Origin of the sequence: Actinokineospora guangxiensis (genome assembly GCF_042657845.1) — a bacterium.
Lineage (GTDB): Bacteria > Actinomycetota > Actinomycetes > Mycobacteriales > Pseudonocardiaceae > Actinokineospora > Actinokineospora guangxiensis.
Window position 1 is genome coordinate 527,374 of record NZ_JBHSKF010000003.1, and the last position, 18,735, is coordinate 546,108.

Here is an 18,735-nt window from a genome sequence, read left to right on the forward strand (position 1 = left end):
CGGGGCGTGAAGTGGTCCAGTTGACATGACGGCAAGTGGACCTTCTGGTTGGTCCATTTCCGGCAGATGCTGGTGTGGTGACTCACCCACGACTGGCGGGGCTCACCGCCGCGGCGATGATCGGCGGCTCGATCCCGGTCTCCGGTCTGCTCGTCGACTACCCGCTGCTGACCGGCCAGGCGGCCCGCTTCCTGCTCGGCGCGGCGGTGCTCTACGCCTTCCTGCGCCTGCGCCGCATCCCCATCAGCAGGCCGACCCTGGCCGAGCTGCCCGCGCTGGCCGCCGTCGTCGCCGTGGGCATGCTCGGGTTCAACGCCACGCTGATCGGCGCGCAGCAGCACGCCGACCCGGGGCTGGTGGCCGCGGTGCTCGGCGGCAGCCCGCTGCTGCTGGCGCTGCTCGGGCCGCTGTTCGTCGGGCGCAGGCCTGCCGCGGCGGCGGTCGCCGGAGCGGCCGTGGTGGTCGTCGGGGTGGTGGTGCTGTCCGGGGGTGGGGAGTGGACCGGCCTCGGGCTGGCGCTCGCGGTGGCGACGCTGCTCGGCGAGGTCGGGTTCACGTTGTTCGCCGTCGGGCTGATCCAGCGCCACGGTGGGCTGGTGGCCTCGCTGTGGTCGCACCTGCTCGCCGGGGTGGCCGGGGCCGCGCTGGCCGCGGTGGTGGACGAGCCGAGGATGCCGACGCCCGTGGAGGCGGGCGCGCTGGCCGGTGTCGCCGTGCTGGCGGTGGTGGCGGCCTGCCTGTGGTTCGGCTGCGTGCGGGTGCTCGGCGCGGGGCGGGCCGGGGTGCTGGCCGGGACGATGCCGGTGGCCGGGCTCGTGGCGTCGGTGCTGATGGGCGCCGAGGACTTCCGCTGGGCCGCGGTGGCAGGCGTCGCGCTGGTGGGGGTGGGGTGCGTCATCGGACTGCGGAGGGTCGGCCCGCGGGGGGTCACGTCGCGCACAGGTCCGTCGCCCGCTCCAGCAGGAAGCGCGCCAGCACTCCCGACTCGAACTGCATCCGGTACACCGCGTCCGGATTCCCTGGCACGCTGACCGTGGGGCCGTGGGCGTAGTCGGCCTTGGCCGGGTCGAAGTCGGGGTAGGCGGCGGCCACCTGGGCGGTGGTCCAGCCGATCCGCATGCCCTCGGGGGTGCGCAGCCAGTCCGCCTCCTTCGGGTGGATGGCGAACACCCCGTGCACGGGGTGCACGATGACCCGCTCCAGGGCCGACGCGCCGACGGCGGGCCACACCTGGCACAGGTCCCCGCCCTCCGGCATCGGGGTGGCCACGCCCAGGGCCTCGGCCTCGGCCGGGGTCATGCCCAGGCGCAGGGTCTGCCAGCCGAACGGGCCGACGATGGTGTTGGAGTCGACCGGCGTCCTGGTGACGACCGGCTTGCGGGTGGTCACCGGCACCCTGGTGGGCAGCGCGGGCAGTGTGCTGGGGGCGGGTCGGGCGGCGTCGGTGCTCACCTCGGTGGGCGAGACCTCGGGCGCTTCCGACGGCACCGCGACCGGCGCCTCGGAGGTGGCGGGGGCCTGGGCGGGTGCGGCGTCGCGCGGGGCCCCACAGGCGGTGACGAGGGCCAGACCGGCCACGACCACTGCGGCACGAACGAACATGACTCTTCCTCCACTGTGCACGATGAACGGGTCTGAGGCCTCGCAGACATAGACGGACGGCGGGCGTCGCGGTTGCGGGCGGATGTCGGGGGTTCGGGGCACGATGGGGCCATGGTGGGACTCGCCGAAGTGGTGGCCGTGTCCGCGACCGTCGGGGCGACCCGGTCGCGGCTGGCGAAGGTCGACGCGCTCGCCGGGCTGCTCACCGCGGCCGACCGGGCCGAGGTGCCCGCTGTGGTCGCCTTCCTCTCGGGCGCGCCCAGGCAGGGCCGCATCGGCGCGGGCTGGCGCACGCTGAGCGCGCTGACCGGCCCGCCCGCCGCCGAGCCGAGCCTGGCCGTGCTCGCCGTCGACGCCCTGTTCGACGAGGTCGCGGCCGTGCGCGGCGCGGGCTCGACGGCCCGGCGCGCCGAGCTGCTCGGCGGCCTGCTCGCCGCCGCGACGGCCGACGAGCAGCGCTTCCTGCTGGCCCTGCTCACCGGCGAGCTGCGCCAGGGCGCGCTGGAGGGGGTGATGCTCGACGCCATCGCCCGCGCCTGGGAGCGCCCCGCCCCGGCGGTGCGGCGGGCGTTCATGCTCTCCGGCCGCCTGCCGGAGACGGCCGTCGCCGCGATGGACGACGTCCTCGCCGACATCGGCCTCGAACTCGGCAGGCCGGTGCGCCCCATGCTCGCCTCGCCGGGCGCGACCATCGCCGGGGCCGTCGCGGACCTGTCGCCGTGCGCCGTCGAGTACAAACTGGACGGCGCGCGCATCCAGGTGCACAAGCGCGGCGACGAGGTCGGCGTGTGGACGCGCACGCTGCGCGAGATCACCGAGGCCGTCCCCGAGCTGGTGGAGCTGGTGCGCGGCCTGCCCTGCGAGAGCGCCGTCCTGGACGGGGAGACACTGGCGCTGGCCGACGACGGCCGCCCCCGCCCGTTCCAGGAGACGATGAGCCGCTTCGGCAGCACCCGCGAGGAACAGGTGAAGGCGCTGCTGCTGCGGCCCTACTTCTTCGACTGCCTGCACCTCGACGGCCGCGACCTCATCGACGAGCCGCTGCGCGTGCGCGCGCGGGCCCTGCGCGCCGCCGTCGGCGAGCACGTCATCCCCGGCGTCCTGGAGCCGACCGCCGAGCAGGCGGAGGAGCTGACCTCCCAGGCGCTCGACGCCGGGCACGAGGGCGTCGTGGTGAAGGACCTGGACTCCCCGTACCAGGCGGGCAGGCGCGGCAAGGCGTGGCAGAAGGTCAAGCCCGTGCACACCGTCGACCTGGTCGTGCTGGCCGCAGAGTGGGGCCACGGCCGCCGCACGGGAACGCTGTCCAACCTGCACCTCGGCGCGCGCGACCCGGACGGCGGGCCGCCGGTCATGGTCGGCAAGACCTTCAAGGGCCTCACCGACGACCTGCTCGCCTGGCAGACCAGGACCTTCCCCGAGTTCGAGACCCACCGCGACGAGTGGGGGGTGCACCTGCGCCCGCACGTGGTGGTCGAGATCGCGCTCGACGGCGTGCAGGTCAGCACCCGCTACCCGGGCGGGGTGGCGCTGCGCTTCGCCCGCGTCCTGCGCTACCGCCCCGACAAGACCCCCGCCGAGGCGGACACCATCGACGCCCTACGAGGCCTGCTGCCGTAGCGGCGCGGCGGCGGCCCGCCACAGGTGCATTCCCGCGTACGAGCGCCACGGCGCCCAGCGCTCGCCGCGCTCGGCCAGCGCGTCCGGTGTGGACGGGATGCCGAGCACGCCCGCGCCCTTGCGCAGCGCGACATCCGTCAGCAGCAGCGTGTCCGAGGCCCCCAGCAGCCGGGTGACGACATAGCCCGCCGTCCACGGGCCGATGCCGCCGAAGGCGCACAGCCGCTCGCCCAGCTCCGCGCTGTCGGCGCCCACGTGCAGCTCCAGGTCCCCGGCGGCGACCGCGGCGCACACCGCCACGACCGACTCCACCCGCTGGGCCGGACCGGTGAGCACCGACGCGCCGTGCTCGGCGACCGCCGCGGCGGTGGGGAACAGGGTGCTCAGCGCGCCGTCGGGGGAGGGCAGCCGCTCGCCCAGCGCGGCGGTCAGCCTGGTCGCGGCGGTGCGGGCGGCGGCCACCGTCACCTGCTGGCCCAGCAGCGCGCGGATCAGCGTCTCCGCGCCGTCGACCGTGCCGGGGACCCGGATGCCGGGCACCGCGGCCACCGACGCGGCCAGCGCCGGGTCGGCGGCGAGGACCTCGTCCACGGCGACCGGGTCGGCGTCGAGGTCGAAGAGCCTGCGCAGGCGGGCCACCGCCGATCCCATGTCGCGCATGTCGGTCAGCGCCAGCGCGCACTCCAGGTGGCCGTTGACCGGGCGCAGCCGGGCCGTGGCGGTGCCGTGCGCCAGGCGCAGCGTCCTGGCGTAGGCGCCCGCGTCCGCCTCCTCGACGCCGTCGACCGAGCGCGCCGCCAGGAACGCCAGCACGCCGTCGGCGTCGAACGGGGCGCGCACCGGCAGCCGCAGCACGACCCGGCCGGGGGAGACCGGGCGCTCGCCGCGGCGGGCGGCGCGCAGGGCGGTCGGCGTGGTGGCGAAGACCTCGCGGATGGTGTCGTTGAACTGGCGGACGCTGGCGAAGCCCGCGGCGAAGGCGACATCGGTGGCGGGCAGGGCCGTGGTCTCCAGCAGCAGCCGCGCCTGGTGCGCGCGGTGGGCGCGGGCCAGGGCCAGCGGCCCGGCGCCGAGTTCAGCGGTCAGCACCCTGGTGAGGTGGCGCTCGGAGTAGCCCAGGCGCGCGGCGAGGCCGGGCACGCCGTCGCGCTCGACGGCGCCGTCGGCGATCAGCCGCATGGCCCGCCCGGCCAGGTCGGCGCGCAGGTCCCACTCGGGGGAGCCGGGGACGGCGTCGGGCAGGCAGCGCCTGCAGGCCCGGTAGCCGGACTGCTGGGCGGCGGCCGAGGTGGCGTAGAACTCGACGTTCTGGCGCTTGGGAGTGGTGGCCGGGCAGGACGGCCTGCAGTAGATGCCGGTGGTGCGCACGGCGGTGATGAACTGCCCGTCGAAGCGGGCGTCCCGGGCGGTGACAGCGCGGTAGCGCAGGTCGGGGTCGGTCAGCACGCGTCCATGCTCGCAAACCCCGACACCCCCGGCTGGCGGGATTCGGACATGAAGAGGGGGCCGGCCCCGCAGGACCGGCCCCCTCGTTCAGCGCGTGATCAGGACACGGCCTGGACGATCACGTCGCCCGAGCCGACCAGCACGTTGGTGTCGGTGCGGACCTCGACGTTGCCGAGGAGCACGCGACCGGCGGCCGGGGCCGCGTTCGCCGTCACGGTGCCCGCCACCGTCCACGACGCGCCGGGGGCGCGCACGGCGTTGGCGTCGGTCACCGCGACCGAACCGAAGGCGGGGTTGGTGAAGACGTCCAGGTACTTGAACGTCGTGGTGCCCGCGGGGACGGCGTAGCCGTCCACGAGCGCCACCCACTGGCCCGCCGCCGGGTTGGCGATGACGACCTCTTCCTCGGAGTCGCCGTCAGCGCTCTGCCCGGCCAGCACGCAGCCGCCCGAGGTGCAGTTGAACACCGCGAGGTCGAGGTCGGCCGCGATGTCGGAGGTGCTGCCGATCTTCACCCGCAGCGCGGTCGAGCCCGCGGTGACGGTGATCGGGTACTGCTGGCTGCCGCCGTCCTCGATGGTCGGCGTGGCCTGCTTGGCGCTGCCCAGCGCGGTGCCGGACGCCTTGCCGGTGAACTGGCCGAACGCGTTCTTCAGCGTGTAGCTGCGGTTGACCGGGGTGCCCAGGGTCGCGGACGCGATGACGTCCGGGTTCGGGGTCACGGTCGCGCCCAGCACCGACGCGGTCAGGGTGAACGGCGCCTTGGCGACGTCGGAGGTCCGACGGGCCTCGACGACGACCTCCCACACACCCGGCAGCGGGTTGCTGATGGTGCGGCTGGTCGGGCTGCCGCCACAGCTGCCACCCGGGGTGACCGGCGGGTTGTAGCAGTTCAGCGAGCTGTTCGTGTCAACGCCGGTGCCGTACGGGTGGTAGCGCAGGAAGCGCACCTGGCCCGCGCCGGGGGCGCCGCCGCCGACCAGGTCCACCTTGAAGGCGGGCGTGTTCGCCGGGATGCGGAAGAAGAACTGCTGCGACTCGTTGCGCGCGGCCTGGCCGCCCTTGCGGACGGTGTAGCCGTTGCTCGCGGTGAACTCGTCCGCGGCGACGACGGTGTTCATCGTCTGCAGCTCGATGCCGGAGGTGGTCGGGCTGTCCAGGTTCAGCAGCGCCGAGTGCGCCCCGGAGGTGCGCGGGTTGATCGTCACGGTGAGCTTCGTGGCGAAGTTCTTCCGCAGGGTGATCGTGTTCGGCGAGCTGAAGGTGCCGTCGTTGCCGACCCACTTCACCTGGTAGGTGACCGGGCTGTCCGGACCGGTGGTGCGGGTGAAGGTGTACTGGCGGGTGTAGCGGTCGCCCGCCTTGACGCCCTCGCGGTCGTGGATGCCGACGCCGACGCCCGGGGTCTTCAGGAAGCCCGAGAGGACGGTGTTGACCGGGACCGAGGACGTGATGACCGTGTCGCTCGGGTTGGACTTGAGCAGGTTCCACGCCTTCTTGACGTCGACCAGCCCGGTGCCCTGCTCGTAGGCCTGCAGGTTCGACACGAAGCGCGCGGTGGACATGAACGCCTTGCGCAGTTGGTGCGGCGCGGCGGAGATGTTCTTGGCCTTGGCGGCGCTCAGCAGCAGCGCGGCGGCGCCGGTGGCCTGCGGGGAGGCCATCGAGGTGCCGTTGAGCATCGCGTAGCCCGGCGGGAGCGCGTAGACGCCCGCGACCGGACCGCCCAGCTGCCAGGTGGGGACCGTGGAGATGGCCGAGCCCGGGGCGATGATCTGCGGCTTGAACCCGCCGTCCTCACGCGGACCGCGCGAGGAGAACCCGTGCAGCGACTCGGACACGCCGAGGTCGGAGCCGTAGTTCTTCTGCCAGGTGTCCTTGGTGATGTAGGAGCCGACGGAGACGACCTTGGTGGCCACCGACGGGTCGCCCACGGTGTTCATGCCCGCGCCGGAGTTGCCCGCGGAGATGAAGATCTGGGTGCCGGTCTCGTCGATGAGGCGGTCGTACAGCTCGGCGCGCGCGTTGTTGGCGTCGTTCAGGGCCGGGAGGCCACCGATCGACATGTTGACCACGTCGGCGTTCTCGGCCGCGTAGATCATGCCTTCGAGCAGCGCGTAGGAGGTGCAGCCGGAGACGAACAGGCAGACCCGGACGGAGACGAGCTTGGCGCCGGGGGCCGCGCCGGTCATCGTGCCGCCGAACATGCGGTTGGCGGCGGTGATGCCCGCGACGTGGCTGCCGTGCGCGCCCGCCACGATGCCGATGTTGACCGAGTTGGTCGCCGGCGAGGTCTGCACGGTGAAGGTCATCGACTCGCGGACCGGGGTGGCCGGGTTGTCGGTGCCCAGGGTGCCGATGTCGTAGCGCAGCTTGTAGTTCTGCATCGGCTTCTCGTCGCCGAAGCTGCCGTCCTGGTCGGTGTCGACCCAGACGGTGTCGGTGGTCTTGTTCCACACGACGCCGAACAGGCCGCTGCTGCCCGCGGGGTTGCCGTCGCGGTTGAGGTCGTTGCCCTCTTCACCGGCCAGGCGCGGGTCGCGCTCGTTGAGCTGCGCGTAGGCCAGGGTGCCCTCGGCGGGCAGGCCGACGGCTGCGCCGTCGCGGGTGCCGTTCATCAGCAGCCACGTCGGGTCGTCGTCGTTGTTGACGCCGTTGGTGAAGCCCGGGTCGGTGTAGGTGACCCAGTCGACGATCTTGCGCTCGCCGGTGGTGGTCGTCTTCAGCGCCGGGTGGTCCAGGTCGACGCCGGAGTCCACGATGGCGATGGTCGTGCCGCGCCCATCCCACTGGGGGTTGTCGTTGACCCACTGGGCGGAGCCGATGTCGCCGGTCGGCATGTACGCGTTGACCCTGGGGGTCGACGGGCCGGGCGGGGTCTGCGGGGTCGGGTTGGCCTGGCCCTCGGGGCGCGGGTTGTCCAGCGGGATGACCTCGCTGACGTCCAGCGCCGCCACACCGGGCAGCTTGGCGATCTTCTCGACCTTGTCGACGGAGACCTCGGCGCGGACGTAGCCGATGCTGTCCGCGCGGTACTCGATCTCGGCGCCGTTGCGGGCGAGCTCGTCGACGGCGGCGGTGCCCGCGCCCTCATCCGTGGCGATGAGGACCTTGACGGTCTTCTCGCCTGCCTGCTTGGCCTCGGCCAGCAGCTGCTGGTCGTGCTTGCCCAGAGCAGGTCCTTCATCCGCGGCGCCCTGCGCGGGCGCGGCGGCGTTGGCGTTCGGCATCGCCAGCATGGCACTGGCGATAGCCGTGGTGAACGCCAAGCCGATGGCGAGACGGCCGGGCCGTCGCCGTTCGGGTTGAGTCATCCCACGTCCTTCTTCCTCAGCGGGTGAGCTGAATGCATGCCTGGTCGGTCCGGTAGGCGGATGACAGCAGGGCGCTCACGGAGTGTTGTTTGCCCTTGACGTGGTGACTAGCGTCCATTTGGGCTAATCCTTACGGTCTAACCGTGGACGATCAGTACACAGGGTGCGCATATCGCTGAGGGATGGGTCGTTGTTACCTAGCAGACGGTCGCTCTTATGCATGCCTACGGCGGACGACGCGTGGCTAAGGGTGACGAAAACTGGCAAAAGTGTTGGTAACGTTTCGGATACCCCGTGGATCGAGACTGCCTGGTCGGTGCCGGTCGGGCGGCTCCGTAGACTGCCGGTCGTGAGTTTGACCCTCGGGATCGTCGGCCTGCCCAACGTCGGCAAGTCCACCCTCTTCAACGCCCTGACGAACAACGACGTGCTCGCCGCGAACTACCCGTTCGCCACCATCGAGCCCAACGTCGGCGTCGTCCCGCTGCCCGACCCGAGGCTGGACCGGCTCGCCGAGGTCTTCGGCAGCGCCCGGACCGTGCCCGCGACGGTGTCCTTCGTCGACATCGCCGGCATCGTGCGCGGCGCGTCCGAGGGCGCGGGCCTGGGCAACCAGTTCCTCGCCAACATTCGCGAGGCCAACGCGATCTGCCAGGTCATCCGCGTCTTCGACGACCCCGACGTCATCCACGTCGACGGCCAGGTCGACCCGCTGGCCGACATCGAGACCATCAACACCGAGCTGATCCTCGCCGACCTCCAGACCCTGGAGAAGGCGATCACCCGCCTGGAGAAGGAAGCCCGCACCCGCAAGGACGCCCGCCCGGCGGCCGACGCGGCGGCCAAGGCCAAGGACATCCTCGACGGCGGTCGCACCCTCTTCTCCGCCCAGCGCGAGGTCGACATCTCGCTGCTGCGCGAGATGCACCTGCTCACCGCGAAGCCCTTCCTCTACGTCTTCAACGCCGACGAGGCCGTCCTGACCTCCCCGGACCGCCGCGCCGAACTCGCCAAGCTCGTCGCCCCCGCCGACGCCGTCTTCCTCGACGCCAAGGTGGAGGCCGAACTGCTGGAACTGGACGAGGAGTCCCGCCGCGAGCTGCTGGAGTCCGTCGGCCAGGACGAGCCGGGCCTCTACGCCCTCGCTCGCGCCGGGTTCCACACCCTGGGCCTGCAGACCTACCTGACCGCGGGGCCGAAGGAGGCCCGCGCCTGGACCATCCCGCAGGGCGCGACGGCTCCCCAGGCGGCCGGTGTCATCCACACCGACTTCGAGCGCGGGTTCATCAAGGCCGAGATCGTCTCGTTCGAGGACCTGGTGGCGGCGGGCTCGATGGCCTCGGCGAAGACGGCGGGCAAGGTCCGCATCGAGGGCAAGGACTACGTCATGGCCGACGGCGACGTGGTGGAGTTCCGCTTCAACGTCTGACCGTTGATCATGATACCGATTTGGTAGCACCGGCCATGGCGATGACTTTGCGGCTGAACGACGAGCAGGAGTGCGCCCTGGCCATGCTCGCCGAGGGGGCGTGAGCGCTACGCCTCGCTGCTCGACCGCTTGGCGCAGTGAACATCGAGTACCTCACGCCGGAGGACTTGCTCGCGCTCGCCGCTGACCTCGGTGGACGACGCCCACGACCTGGTGATCGCGGCCGCGACCGGCGCGCTCCAGTACTCCGAGGTCGCCGCCCGGCTGTCGGCCTGGACAAGGCCGACAGCGGCTTCGCCCCGCCGTCCCGCGGACTGATCCTTCACCGAACCGCCGCGTGATCATCATCGCGGCGTGGTCTCGGCGACAGCTGCCGCTCCTAGCGTCCGATCCGGCGAACCCGATGATCGGAGGATCATGGAACGGCGCGGTTTCCTGCGGGTGGCGGTGGTCGGCGGTGCGGCGGCGGCGTTCGGTGGGGCGTCGTGGGGGCAGGCGTTCGCGGCGGGGGCGCAGCCGGGGGCCAGTCCGTACGGGGGGCTGCTGGCGGCCGACGGCAACGGGATCAGGCTGCCCGCCGGGTTCACCAGCCGGGTGGTGGCCAGGAGTGGGCAGAAGGTCGCCGGGACGAACTACACCTGGCACCCGGCGCCCGACGGCGGGGCGTGCTTCGCCGACGGGAGCGGCTGGATCTACGTCTCCAACAGCGAGGTCTCCGGCACCGGCGGGGTCGGCGCGGTCAGGTTCGACGCGCAGGGCCGGATCACCGGCGCCTACCGCACGCTGGCCAACACCAACGTCAACTGCGCCGGTGGCGCGACGCCCTGGAACACCTGGCTCTCCTGCGAGGAGGTCTCCGACGGGCAGGTCTACGAGACCGACCCGTGGGGCGTGAACCCCGCGGTCGTCCGACCGGCGATGGGGCGGTTCAAGCACGAGGCGTGCGCGGTCGACGCCGAGCACGGCTACGTCTACCTCACCGAGGACGTCGCCGACGGCTGCCTCTACCGCTTCCGGCCCACGACCTGGGGCGACCTGGGCAGCGGCACCCTCCAGGTGATGCGCGGCGGGACAGCGACCAGCGGGCCGGTCACCTGGGCGACCGTCCCCGATCCCGACGGCAGCCCCACCGCCACCCGCTACCAGGTCTCCGGCGCCAAGCGCTTCAACGGCGGCGAGGGCTGCTACTACGCCGACGGCACCTGCTGGTTCACCACCAAGGGCGACAACCGCGTCTGGGCCTACGACGCCACCGCCTCCACCCTCTCCCTCACCTACGACGACAGCCTGGTCAGCGGCGGCGCACCGCCGCTGACCGGCGTCGACAACATCACCGGCGCGGCCAACGGCGACCTGTTCGTCGCCGAGGACGGCGGGAACCTGGAGATCTGCGTGATCACCCCGGCCGGCGTCGTCGCGCCGTTCCTGCGCGTCGGCGGACAGTCGGGATCGGAGATCACCGGGCCCGCGTTCAGCCCGGCGGGCGACCGGCTGTACTTCTCCTCACAGCGCGGCACGTCCGGCAGCAGCAGCGGCGGCATCACCTACGAGGTGACCGGGCCGTTCAGGCGCTGATCGACTCGACCACGCCGTCGATCTCGGCGGCCAGGCGCACGTCCTTGGCCGTGATCCCGTTCACCGAGTGCGTGCTGCACCGGAACCTCAGCGTGCGCCAGCGGATGTCGATGTCGGGATGGTGGTCGTCGTTCTCGGCGATCTCGGCCACCCGGTTCACGACCTGGATGGCCTGCGGGAACGAGTCCAGCTCGACCTCCCGCTCCAGGCCGCCCTCGACCAGCCGCCAGCGCGGAAGCTGGCCAAGCGCCTTGCCGATCTCGGCGTCTCTCAGCAGTTCACCCATGGGCCCCATCTTGGCCGCTGGGCGGGGCGTACGCTCACAGCGCCACGGGAGTCCGGTTGCGCCGGGCTGAGAGGAGGGCGACAAGCCCTCGACCGTCACACCTGATCAGGGTCATGCCTGCGCAGGGAGGGCCTCGTGGCGCACGCCCGAGGAGGAACCACCCCATGCGCCGCACCCCGATCGCCCTGGCCGCGCTGCTGCTCGCCGGATGTTCGCTGGGCGGGGGCGACGAACCGCCCGGCGACCGCGCCGTGGTGCTCGTCACCCACGACTCCTTCGCCCACGACCAGGCCGTCTTCGACGCCTTCACCGCCCGCACCGGCATCCGGATCGAGGTCCGCAAGAGCGGTGACGCGGGCGCGCTGACCAACCAGCTGGTGCTCACCAAGGCCAGCCCCATCGGCGATGTCGCCTTCGGCGTCGACACCACCTTCGCCTCGCGCGCCCTGGACGAGGGCGTCTTCGCCGAGCACCGCTCGTCGGCGGCGGACGCTGGGCCGGGGAGCTACGCCGTGGACGACACCAACCGGCTGACCGCCGTCGACGTCGGCGACGTGTGCGTCAACGTCGACACCGCCGCGCTCGCCGAGCGGAAGCTGCCCGTGCCCAAGGGCTTCGACGAGCTGGCCGATCCCCGCTACAAGGACCTGCTGGTCGTGGAGGACCCGGCGACCTCCTCGCCCGGCCTGGCGTTCCTGCTCGGCACGGTCGCGCACTTCGGCGACGGCTGGGTGGGCTACTGGGAGAAGCTGCGCGCCAACGGCGTGCTGGTCGTCGCGGGCTGGGAGGAGGCCTACACGCAGGAGTTCTCCGGCTCCTCCGGCAACGGGCCGCGCCCGATCGTGGTGTCCTACGCGTCCTCGCCGTCGGCGGAGATCGGCGAGGACGGGCAGCCGCGCACCCAGGCCGTCCTGGACACCTGCTTCCGCCAGGTCGAGTACGCGGGCGTGCTGGCGGGCGCGAAGAACCCGGCCGACGCGGGCCAGGTGGTCGACCTGCTCGTGTCCCCGGAGTTCCAGCGCACCGTCCCGGAGCTGATGTACGTCTACCCCTCGCGCTCCGACGTCGAGCTGCCCGAGTCGTGGCAGAAGGCCGCGCCGCTGCCCGCCGAGCCCGCCACGCTGCCCGCGGCGGAGATCCAGGCCAACCGGGAGCGGTGGGTGCAGCAGTGGCGCGCGGCCGTCCAGGGCTGAGCCCGGCGCTGCTGGGCCTGCTGCCGCTGGGCTTCCTGGCGGTCTTCTTCGCCTGGCCGGTGGCCGCCATCGTGCGCCGCGGCCTCGACGGCGACGCGCTCGCCGTGCTCGCCGAGGGGCAGACCTGGGCGCTGGTCGGGTTCACCGTCGGGCAGGCGGCCGCGGCGACCGCGGTGGCCGTGCTCGCCGGGATGCCGGTGGCGTTCCTGCTGGCCAGGGTGCGGCTGCCGGGGGCCGCGGTGGTGCGGGCGCTGGTGCTGGTTCCGTTCGTGCTGCCCACGGTGGTGGTCGGCCTGGCGTTCCGGTCGCTGATGGGCGGCGGGGTGCTCGCGATCGTGCTGGCCAACGCGTTCTTCAACGTCGCCGTCGTGGCGCGCACCGTCGGCGGGCTGTGGGCGCACCTGGACCGCCGCGCCGAGGACGCGGCCCGGTCGCTGGGCGCCTCGCGCCTGCGCACGTTCACCTCGGTGACGCTGCCCGCGCTGACCCCGGCGCTGGGCTCCGCCGCAGCGGTCGTGTTCCTGTTCTGCGCCACCAGCTTCGGTGTCGTGCTGCTGCTCGGCGGCGCCCGGCACCGGACGCTGGAGACCGAGATCTATCTGCGCACCGTCGAGCTGCTGGACCTCTCCGGGGCGGCGGCGCTGTCGCTGCTGCAGGTGGCGGCCGTGGTCGCGGTGCTGGTGCTGGGCGCGCGGGCGCGGCGGCGGCGCGAGTCGGCGCTGGCGCTGCGCCCGCGCGCCGAGGGCACGCGCGGGCCGAGCGGCGGCGAGTGGTGGGTCGTCGGCGCGGCCGGGGTGGTCCTGGCGCTGCTGGTCGCGCCGATCGCCTCGCTGGTCGTCCGGTCCTTCGACGGCGGGTTCGCGGGCTACGCGGCGCTGTCGGGAACCGGGTTCCGCGGCTCGCTGTCGGTGACCGGCTGGGAGGCGGCGATGAACTCGCTGCGCGCGGCCACCGACGCCACGGTCCTGGCGCTGGTGCTGGGCATCAGCGCCTCGGTCGCGCTGGTGGCGCTGCGCCGGGCGCGGTTCGTCGACGCCCTCGACACCGCGCTGATGCTGCCGCTGGGGGTGTCCGCGGTGACCGTCGGCTTCGGCTACCTGATCACCCTCGACGCCCTTCCCGGCGACCTGCGCACCTCCGCGGCGCTGGTCCCGCTGGCCCAGGCGCTCGTGGTGACGCCGCTGGTGGTGCGGCTGGTCCTGCCCGTGCTGCGCTCGATCGATGAGCGGCTGCGCCAGGCCGCAGCGTCGCTGGGCGCCGGGCCGTGGCGGGTGTGGCGGGAGGTCGACCTGCCGCTGGCCGCGCGGTCGCTGCTGGCCGCGGCCGGGTTCGGCTACGTCGTCGCGCTCGGCGAGTTCGGCGCGACGAGCTTCCTGGCCCGCCCGGACACCGCCACCCTGCCGGTGGTGATCGGGCGGCTGGTCGCCCGCCCCGGCGAGCTGAACGCGCAGATGGCCTACGCCGCCTGCACGCTGCTGATGCTGGTGACCGTCGCGGTCGTCCTCGTCGTGGAACGCCTGCGCGCGGGCGAGTTGGGGGAGTTCTGATGCTCAGCGCCACCGGCCTGACAGTCCACTACGGATCTGTCGCTGCTGTGTCCGATGTGGATTTCGAGATCGGCGACGGCGAGGTGCTCGCCCTGCTGGGCCCCTCCGGCTGCGGCAAGTCGACGCTGCTGCGCGCCGTCGCCGGCCTGGAACCCGCCCGGGGACGGGTGTCCTGGGACGGGACCGACCTGTCCGGCGTGCCGGTGCACCGCCGCGGGTTCGGCCTGGTCTTCCAGGACGGCCAGCTGTTCCCGCACCGCGACGTCGCGGGCAACGTCGCCTTCGGGCTGCGCATGCGCGGCGAGCGCTCGCCGGGACGGGTCGCCGAGCTGCTGGAGTTGGTCGGCCTCGACGGCTACGGGAAGCGCAGGGTGGCCACGCTCTCCGGCGGCGAGCAGCAGCGGGTCGCCCTGGCCCGCGCGCTGGCCCCCCGACCGCGGCTGCTGCTGCTGGACGAGCCGCTCTCGGCGCTGGACCGCTCGCTGCGCGAGCAGCTGGCCATCGACCTGTCGCGGCTGCTGCGCGAGGCGGGCACCACCGCGCTGGTCGTCACCCACGACCACGACGAGGCCTTCACCCTCGCCGACCGCGTCGCGGTCATGGACTCCGGCCGCATCCGCCAGGTCGGCCGGCCCGCCGAGGTCTGGCGGCGGCCCGCCGACGAGACCACCGCCCGGTTCCTCGGCTGCACGACCTTCACCGACGCGACGATCGAGAGCGGCGTCCTGACCTGCGAGTTCGGCACGGCCGCACTGGCCGCCCCCGACGGAGCGGCCCGCATCGGCCTGCGCCCCGCGGGCCTGCGGGTGACCGCGGGCGAGCCGACCGCGGTCGTCACCGGCCGAGCGCACCGCCACGACCACGTCCGCGTCGTCGCCGACCTCGACGGCCACGGCCCGGTGGACGCCGTCGCGGAGGTCGCGGGCGCACCCGAGGTGGGCAGCCGGATCGCTCTCGCCGTCGACCCGGTCGGCGTGGCGCTCATCGGCCGGGCGTGACCCGGCGGCGTCGCTACATCGGCGTGAGCGCCCCGGAGGAGATGTCGGCGTTGAACATCTTGAGCAGTTCGGGCATCACGCCCGCCCGGCGCGCCCGCCGCTGCTGCTTGCCCTCGTCGGACTCGGTGTCGGCGTCCTGGTTGCGCCGCTTGATCTCGTCGAAGGGGCTGCGCTGGTAGTTCCTGGCGAGAACCAGGGGACTGACCACGGGGACGCCGTCGATGAGAAAGCGCTCCGGCTCGCCCCGGGCGGACAGCAGGGAGACCTCGTACCCGCCCAGCGGCGGCTTGGTGCCCAGCTGCTCCGGCGCGACCCCGAAGAGGGCCAGGTGCACGGCGGCGTGCTCGTCGGTGCCGAGCACGAAGATGTCCAGGTCCCGCGTCTCCACGGCCTCCAGGCCGTAGTGGAGGCACCACTGCAGCATCGCGTAGCCGCCGCCGTGGTACCACGGCTTCCCGGTGGCGGTGATGAAGTCGTTGAGCTCCTGCACCGAGGACATGCCGCTGAACGCGCTCGCGGTTCTCTCGCCCGCCGTGCCCTCGCCTGCGCTGCCTCGGCTGCGCCGCAGCGTGCTGACCGCACGGGCGGTGACGGCGGCGAAGATCCCTGCGTTCTCCGATTGCGGCTTGTCCATCGCTCCACCGTGCCCGACGGGGTCCGCCGCGCGCGATCTCCGCGACGCCGACGTCGGGGCGGTCCCGGGTTCCCCCGAGACCGCCCCGACGGGCAGTGGACTAGCCGTCGCGGCTGAGCATGCGCGAGAGGGCAAGCGAGCAGCCGATCACGATGTAGCAGCCGGCGCGCAGCGCCCCCTCCGACAGCGAGCCCCACGGGATGGGGTCGCGCACGACCTCGCCGATGGACTCCCAGCCGGTGGTGATCAGGAACGGCTCCAGCCAGTCCAGCGCCGGGATCGCGCTCAGCACGCCGGAGACGATCAGCAGGCCGAGCGCCACCGACAGCACGATCAGCGGGTGGTCGGTCCATGCCGAGACCGCCAGCGCCACCGCGGCCACGCCCCACACCTGCACGGCGACCAGCAGCGCGGCCAGCAGCACCCGGCCCAGTCCATCCACAAAGGACAGGGTCGTGCCGGAGACGGTGAGCATCCCGTCGCCGCCGAGCAGCAGCACGCCCGTGATCGTGCCGGTCAGCGCCATCACCAGGGTCGCGACGAGGGTCACCGTGGCCACGCCGAAGGCTTTGATGGCCAGCAGCCTGCCCCGGCCGACCGGGGCGATCAGCAGCGAGCGCAGTGTGCCGTGGGCGGACTCGCCTGCCAGCGCGTCGGCCGCCAGCGTCGCCCCGACCAGCGGCAGCAGCATCGTCAGCGCGGCCAGCAGCGTGAAGATCGGCAGCATCAGGCCGTTGCCCTCGACCAGCACGGCCAGGCCCTCGCCGACCGGGCCGTCGCCGCTGGAGGCGATGCGGATGGCGATCCCGGCGATCACCGGCACCACGGCCAGCAGCGCCAGCGCCACCACGGTGCGCGGCCGCCGCAGCATCATCCGCAGCTCCGAGCGCAGCAGCCTGCCCAGCGGAGCCGTGGTGCGGGCGGCGGCGGGAACAGCCGCCACGTCGGTGATCGCGGTCATCGCAGGTCCCCCATCAGCGCGAGTTCGGCGTCGAGCGCCTCGGGCTCGCTGGACTCGGTGAGCCGGGCGAAGAGGTCCTCAAGGCCGGTGCGCTGGCGGCGCACCTCGTGCACCGGCACCCCGGCGCGCACCAGGGTCGCCACGACCTCGGGCGCGCCGCTGGTGGTCAGGTCGGCCAGGATGCCCTCGGGCACCGCCCTGGCCGGGATGCGGTTGTCGCGCAGCGCGTCCACGGCCAGCGCGACCTCGGGCGTGGTGACCAGCAGCGTCGCGTTCCCCGAGTCCAGCAGCGTGCCCAGCTCGCCCTGGGCGACGACGGTGCCCTGGTGCAGCACCGCCACGTGCGTGCAGGTCGCCTCCACCTCGGCGAGCAGGTGCGAGGACACCAGCACCGTCGTCCCCGCCTTGTGCAGGTCGGCGATGACCGCCCGCACCTCGCGGGTGCCCGCCGGGTCCAGGCCGTTGGTCGGCTCGTCGAGGATGACGAAGCGGCGCGGGGCCAGCAGCGCGGCGGCCAGGCCGAGGCGCTGCTTCATCCCCAGCGAGTAGCCCTTGTAGCGGCGGTCGGCGGCGTGGGCGAGGCCGACGCGCTCCAGCGCCTCGGCCACCGCCGCCGGGATGGCCGCGGTGGCCAGCGCGGGCTCGGCGGCGCCCATGCGCAGCAGGTTCTCCCGGCCGGAGAGGAACGGGTGGAACCCGGGCCCCTCCACCAGGGCGCCCACGTCGGGCAGGGCCTTGGCCGCCCCCTCGGGCAGCCGGTGGCCCAGCAGCTCGACCTCGCCCGCCGTGGGCGCGACGAGGCCGAGCAGCATCCGGATCGTGGTGGTCTTGCCCGAGCCGTTGGGCCCGAGCATCCCCATCACCGCACCGGTCGGGACTTCGAGGTCGACGTGGTCGACGGCCACTGTCCCCCGGTACACCTTGCGCAACCCCCGTGTGCGCGCGGCCGCGACCACGGTCGACCCCGCGGTCACTTCGCGGCCAGCGCTTCGGCCAGGACCTGCTGGGGCACCGCGCCGACGGCGACGCGGCCGTCGGTGGTCACCAGCGCGGTGCCGACCTTGGTCGTGATGGCGTAGCCGGTGCCGAAGGGCCCGGTCACCTCCTGGCCGATCTGCTGGAGCAGGCCGGTCGCGGTGTTCTCGCCGCGGCCCGCGCCGCCCGGGATCGGGGTGCTCAGCGCCTCACCGGGCACCTTGCCGACCAGAACGGTGTCCCAGCCCTCGCCGACGACCTTGAGGTCGACGCCGTCGAGCAGCTCGTTGCCCTTGGCAGGCTTGGCGGGCTTGTCCGCCTCGCCCTCGGTCACCGTGGTGCCCGCGGGCGGGGTGAACCGGAACAGCGCCGGGTCCTGCGCGCCGGTGTCGAACTCGGCGAACCCGACGCTGAGCGCGGGCTCGGCCTGGCCGTTGGCCAGCACCTCCAGCCGCAGCGGCAGCCGGGTGGCCTCGTCGACGGAGACCCGCACCTCGCGCAGCAGCGTGCGCTCGGTCGGCTTCGGGGTCAGCACCAGCTGGTAGACGGGCCGGTCGGCGACGCGCGCCGTGCCGTCGATGGTGATGGTGCTGTCCTTCTGCATCAGCGCGACCAGCTCGCGGGCCGCGGTGGCCGGGTCGGCGAGCTTGTCGGTGGGCACCCCGTCGGGGGCGGCCCCGGTGCCCTCGAACTTGGTGACACTGCGGTCGGCGGTGTCCCAGATCCAGGTGTTCACGCCGTCGGCGACGATCGTGCGCTCGGCCGAGCCGCTGTCCTCCAGCGCGACCCGGAAGCGGCCGTCGCCGTCGGCGAACACCCTGGCCATGTGGCCGTCGGAGCTGGGCAGGCCCGGGATGGGCAGCCCGAGGTCGTTGGTCAGCTGCACGGTGCCCGCCATCGCGGGCACCTCGGCGGTGAGCACCGAGCCGACCAGCGCCTCCGGCGTCGTCGCGGGCAGCTCGGGCGGGGCGGCGCCCGCCCCGGCGGGCGTGGCCAGCAGGACGAGGCCGACGACCCCCGTCGCGGTCCCTGCCGCGGCGATCCCCAGCGCGGTGCGTTTCCTGTCCATCGTTGTCTTCTCCCCTGAAGTCGGGTTCGTGTTCCCGCACCACCGAGGCTGCACCCCGGGTCCTGAGATGGCGCTGAGAGCGCCCG

The 18,735-nt window shown here is 73.4% G+C and carries 16 protein-coding genes and 1 riboswitch; of the genes, 8 read left to right on the forward strand and 8 right to left on the reverse strand.

Annotated elements, in window-relative coordinates; translation table 11 throughout:
- The first annotated feature begins 77 nt into the window (after nt 1-77).
- Nucleotides 78-1,031 carry an EamA family transporter gene (locus tag ACFPM7_RS09245; protein WP_378245953.1) on the forward strand — a complete coding sequence of 318 codons (954 nt, stop codon included), beginning with the start codon at nt 78-80 and terminating at the stop codon, nt 1,029-1,031.
- Here ACFPM7_RS09245 and ACFPM7_RS09250 read toward each other — a convergent pair.
- Nucleotides 928-1,602 carry a hypothetical protein gene (locus ACFPM7_RS09250; protein ID WP_378245955.1) on the reverse strand — a complete coding sequence of 225 codons (675 nt, stop codon included), beginning with the start codon at nt 1,600-1,602 and terminating at the stop codon, nt 928-930. The two genes, ACFPM7_RS09245 and ACFPM7_RS09250, sit on opposite strands and share 104 nt — an antisense overlap.
- Nucleotides 1,603-1,713: 111 nt before the next feature.
- Between ACFPM7_RS09250 and ACFPM7_RS09255 the strand changes: the two genes are divergently transcribed.
- On the forward strand, nt 1,714-3,222 hold the full coding sequence (locus tag ACFPM7_RS09255) for an ATP-dependent DNA ligase (protein ID WP_378245957.1): 1,509 nt from the start codon (nt 1,714-1,716) through the stop codon (nt 3,220-3,222).
- Here the strand turns inward: ACFPM7_RS09255 and ACFPM7_RS09260 are convergent.
- Entirely contained in the window at nt 3,202-4,668 is a 1,467-nt protein-coding gene (locus tag ACFPM7_RS09260) for an AlkA N-terminal domain-containing protein (RefSeq protein WP_378245959.1), read from the reverse strand. The genes ACFPM7_RS09255 and ACFPM7_RS09260 overlap by 21 nt on opposite strands.
- Before the next feature lie 98 nt (nt 4,669-4,766).
- Nucleotides 4,767-7,982 carry a S8 family serine peptidase gene (locus ACFPM7_RS09265; protein ID WP_378245961.1) on the reverse strand — a complete coding sequence of 1,072 codons (3,216 nt, stop codon included), beginning with the start codon at nt 7,980-7,982 and terminating at the stop codon, nt 4,767-4,769.
- A 349-nt stretch (nt 7,983-8,331) separates the two neighbouring features.
- On the opposite strand from ACFPM7_RS09265, the gene ychF reads away from it, so the two are divergent.
- The 3 genes from ychF (at nt 8,332) to ACFPM7_RS09280 (ending at nt 10,986) form a co-directional block, all read left to right on the forward strand.
- Nucleotides 8,332-9,411, forward strand: coding sequence for a redox-regulated ATPase YchF (gene ychF / locus ACFPM7_RS09270; protein WP_378245963.1), 1,080 nt, complete (start codon nt 8,332-8,334; stop codon nt 9,409-9,411).
- Nucleotides 9,412-9,603: 192 nt separating this feature from the next.
- Complete coding sequence (locus ACFPM7_RS09275; RefSeq protein WP_378245965.1) at nt 9,604-9,729, forward strand: hypothetical protein; 126 nt, start codon at nt 9,604-9,606, stop codon at nt 9,727-9,729.
- 99 nt (nt 9,730-9,828) lie between these two features.
- Nucleotides 9,829-10,986 (forward strand): alkaline phosphatase PhoX, encoded by a 1,158-nt coding sequence (locus ACFPM7_RS09280; protein WP_378245967.1) that lies wholly within the window; start codon nt 9,829-9,831, stop codon nt 10,984-10,986.
- Here the strand turns inward: ACFPM7_RS09280 and ACFPM7_RS09285 are convergent.
- Complete coding sequence (locus ACFPM7_RS09285) at nt 10,976-11,272, reverse strand: 4a-hydroxytetrahydrobiopterin dehydratase (protein WP_378245969.1); 297 nt, start codon at nt 11,270-11,272, stop codon at nt 10,976-10,978. The genes ACFPM7_RS09280 and ACFPM7_RS09285 overlap by 11 nt on opposite strands.
- A gap of 34 nt (nt 11,273-11,306) precedes the next feature.
- A riboswitch (TPP riboswitch) is annotated at nt 11,307-11,417 on the forward strand.
- Between the two features lie 19 nt (nt 11,418-11,436).
- Between ACFPM7_RS09285 and ACFPM7_RS09290 the strand changes: the two genes are divergently transcribed.
- Genes ACFPM7_RS09290 through ACFPM7_RS09300 form a run of 3 tightly spaced genes read left to right on the forward strand, consistent with a single transcriptional unit; the run spans nt 11,437 to nt 15,010 of the window.
- On the forward strand, nt 11,437-12,465 hold the full coding sequence (locus ACFPM7_RS09290) for a thiamine ABC transporter substrate-binding protein (protein ID WP_378245971.1): 1,029 nt from the start codon (nt 11,437-11,439) through the stop codon (nt 12,463-12,465).
- The gene (locus ACFPM7_RS09295) at nt 12,429-14,012 is read left to right on the forward strand and encodes an ABC transporter permease (RefSeq protein ID WP_378245973.1); all 1,584 of its coding nucleotides are present in this window, start codon (nt 12,429-12,431) and stop codon (nt 14,010-14,012) included. Before ACFPM7_RS09290 ends, ACFPM7_RS09295 begins: the two co-directional genes overlap by 37 nt.
- On the forward strand, nt 14,009-15,010 hold the full coding sequence (locus ACFPM7_RS09300; RefSeq protein ID WP_378246341.1) for an ABC transporter ATP-binding protein: 1,002 nt from the start codon (nt 14,009-14,011) through the stop codon (nt 15,008-15,010). The genes ACFPM7_RS09295 and ACFPM7_RS09300 overlap by 4 nt, the downstream gene beginning before the upstream one ends.
- 13 nt (nt 15,011-15,023) lie before the next feature.
- Here ACFPM7_RS09300 and ACFPM7_RS09305 read toward each other — a convergent pair whose 3' ends face one another.
- From ACFPM7_RS09305 to ACFPM7_RS09320, 4 genes are all read right to left on the reverse strand, one after another.
- Nucleotides 15,024-15,644 (reverse strand): hypothetical protein, encoded by a 621-nt coding sequence (locus ACFPM7_RS09305; RefSeq protein WP_378245975.1) that lies wholly within the window; start codon nt 15,642-15,644, stop codon nt 15,024-15,026.
- Between the two features lie 100 nt (nt 15,645-15,744).
- Nucleotides 15,745-16,605 carry an ABC transporter permease gene (locus ACFPM7_RS09310; protein ID WP_378245977.1) on the reverse strand — a complete coding sequence of 287 codons (861 nt, stop codon included), beginning with the start codon at nt 16,603-16,605 and terminating at the stop codon, nt 15,745-15,747.
- Nucleotides 16,602-17,579 (reverse strand): ABC transporter ATP-binding protein, encoded by a 978-nt coding sequence (locus ACFPM7_RS09315; RefSeq protein WP_378245979.1) that lies wholly within the window; start codon nt 17,577-17,579, stop codon nt 16,602-16,604. Before ACFPM7_RS09315 ends, ACFPM7_RS09310 begins: the two co-directional genes overlap by 4 nt.
- Nucleotides 17,576-18,649, reverse strand: a complete 1,074-nt coding sequence (locus ACFPM7_RS09320; protein WP_378245981.1) for a LolA family protein — start codon at nt 18,647-18,649, stop codon at nt 17,576-17,578. The genes ACFPM7_RS09315 and ACFPM7_RS09320 overlap by 4 nt, the downstream gene beginning before the upstream one ends.
- Nucleotides 18,650-18,735: the final 86 nt, after the last annotated feature.